Here is a 1407-nt window from a genome sequence, read left to right as displayed (position 1 = left end):
AGTTCGCTCAATTCAGTCATATTGGATTAGTCGTGAGAAAATTAATACGATACCACTGAATTGATGCGGACTTCTTTTTTTATTGTACTTTTTTTGTCGTGTACTGAAAGGCTGCCTGAATTTTGCAAAATTCAACGCGTTTTTACGCATTAGGTAATATTCAATTAGGGGCAATCGTGCGATACTTTCGCCATCTTCTAACGAAAACAGGAGCAATCTCATGAACACAATTTCTAAAACTTTGGCTTTGGTATTGGTGAGCGCAAGTTTGGCAGCCTGCACCACCAACGGCATGACCACCAGCCAACGCAATGCCGCCATCGGCGCAGTAGTGGGTGGCGCGGCGGGTAATTTGATTGGCGGCGACACAGGCGCAACTTTGGGCGGTGCGGCTTTGGGTGGCGTGATCGGTAGCCAAATCAAATAATTCTGTTGAATTAAAATAAAGGCAGCCTGAAAAATTTTTCAGGCTGCCTTGTTATTTTATTAAATATAGTGGATTCAATTTAAATCAGGACAAGGCAACAGCGACCGCCGTGTACACATAGTACATATTTAAATTGAATTCACTATAAACTTATTCAGCTTCGGTTTCGCTGCTTTCGGCGGCTACGGCTTTGGCGGTGGTTACCATCGCTGGGCGCAACACGCGGTCGTGCATGGTGTAGCCTTTTTTCAGCAAGCTGACTACTGCGCCTGCTTCCACATCGGCGGCTTCCACTTCTTGCATGGCTTGGTGTTGATGGGGGTCTAATTTATCGCCTTGTTGTGGGGCGATTTCTTTGATTTGGGTGGTTTCAAAGGCTTTTTTCAACACGTCTAAAGTCATGCCCACGCCCATTTTCATCGCGTCAAAATTGCCGCTTTGGTCAAGCAATGCCATTTCCAAATAATCTTTGACAATCAGCATTTCAGCAGCAAATTTTTGTGCGGCGAATTTGTGGGTGGCTTGCAATTCTTCTTGGAAGCGGCGGCGCAAATTCTGCTCATTCGCCAAACCACGCAATTGCTCATCTTTCAACATGCCTTCCAATTCCGCCACACGCGCTTGCAATTCTTCGTAAGTGGGCGGTGTGGTTTCGGTGTGGGTTTCGTTGGCTACTTCGGGGTTTTCGGTTTCGGGCGTTTGGTTTTGTTCGGTCATGGTTTTGTCTTTTCTGAATGGGTTGTTGAATTTCATTATGCAGTCCTAAATATGGGGGAGAGCGGCGGCATTTCAAGTTTCAGGCAGCCTTTCATTACCCTACAAATTTTTGTCTACCACTCATCTGTTCCCTCTCCTGTGGGTATGGGTATCTACACATATTTTTATAATAAAATTAAAAGGTTATTTGAAATATCAATTCAATAGCCCTTAATTTTAGTTTCAAAATCACGCGTAACACGGCGAGATTTTGTCAGCTTGTT

Annotated in this window: 2 protein-coding genes; one reads left to right on the top strand and one right to left on the bottom strand. The window is 44.6% G+C overall.

What is annotated here, in order from left to right; all coding sequences use genetic code 11:
• Positions 1 to 220: 220 nt before the first annotated feature.
• Complete coding sequence (locus Q338_RS12490; protein ID WP_034296077.1) at positions 221 to 427, top strand: glycine zipper 2TM domain-containing protein; 207 nt, start codon at positions 221 to 223, stop codon at positions 425 to 427.
• A 150-nt stretch (positions 428 to 577) separates the two neighbouring features.
• Here the strand turns inward: Q338_RS12490 and grpE are convergent, their stop codons facing one another.
• Entirely contained in the window at positions 578 to 1144 is a 567-nt protein-coding gene (grpE, locus tag Q338_RS12485) for a nucleotide exchange factor GrpE (protein ID WP_034296082.1), read from the bottom strand.
• Positions 1145 to 1407 lie beyond the last annotated feature (263 nt).

It is taken from the genome of Alysiella crassa DSM 2578 (genome assembly GCF_000745955.1).
Lineage (GTDB): Bacteria > Pseudomonadota > Gammaproteobacteria > Burkholderiales > Neisseriaceae > Simonsiella > Simonsiella crassa.
This window is presented reverse-complemented; position numbering and strand designations above follow the sequence as displayed.

Coding starts and splice junctions, on each gene's coding strand:
- Q338_RS12490 (WP_034296077.1), top strand. CDS start 221: ATGAACACAATTTCTAAAACTTTGGCTTTGGTATTGGTGAGCGCAAGT.
- grpE (WP_034296082.1), bottom strand. CDS start 1,144: ATGACCGAACAAAACCAAACGCCCGAAACCGAAAACCCCGAAGTAGCC.